At 34.0% G+C, this 362-nt stretch carries 1 protein-coding gene; it reads left to right on the top strand.

What is annotated here, in order from left to right:
* The coding region (locus PUR61_RS44980; protein ID WP_329874506.1) for a hypothetical protein at positions 1-208 on the top strand (208 nt) is incomplete at its 5' end.
* Between the last annotated feature and the right edge of the window lie 154 nt (positions 209-362).

The following is a 362-nucleotide window of genomic DNA, read 5'->3' as shown; positions in this document are numbered from 1 at the left end:
GGTTGTGTGGTTTTTTGTATGGTGTGGTGTTGTTTTTGGAGGGCTGGATTTGGTGTTTTTTTTTTTTTTTGGGGGGGGTGGGGTGTGGTTTTGTGGGGGGGGGGGTTTTTTGTTTGTTTTTTTTTTTTTTTTTTTTTTTTGTTTTTTTGTCTGTGGGTGGGTGGTTGTGGTGTTTGGTTTTTTTTTTTTTTGGGTGTTTTGGTTATAATTTCATTTTGTTTTTTTTTTTTTTTTTTTTTTTTGTTTTTTGTTTTTTTTTTTTTGTTTTTGTTTTTGTTTGTGGTTTTTTTTGTGGTGGGGGGGTTTTTTTTTTTTGGGTGTGTGTGGGGGGTTTGTGTTTTTTTGGGTGGTGTTTTTGGGGC

Source organism: Streptomyces sp. BE20 (assembly GCF_036322525.1).
In the GTDB taxonomy this organism is placed as follows: Bacteria; Actinomycetota; Actinomycetes; order Streptomycetales; family Streptomycetaceae; genus Kitasatospora.
This window is presented reverse-complemented; position numbering and strand designations above follow the sequence as displayed.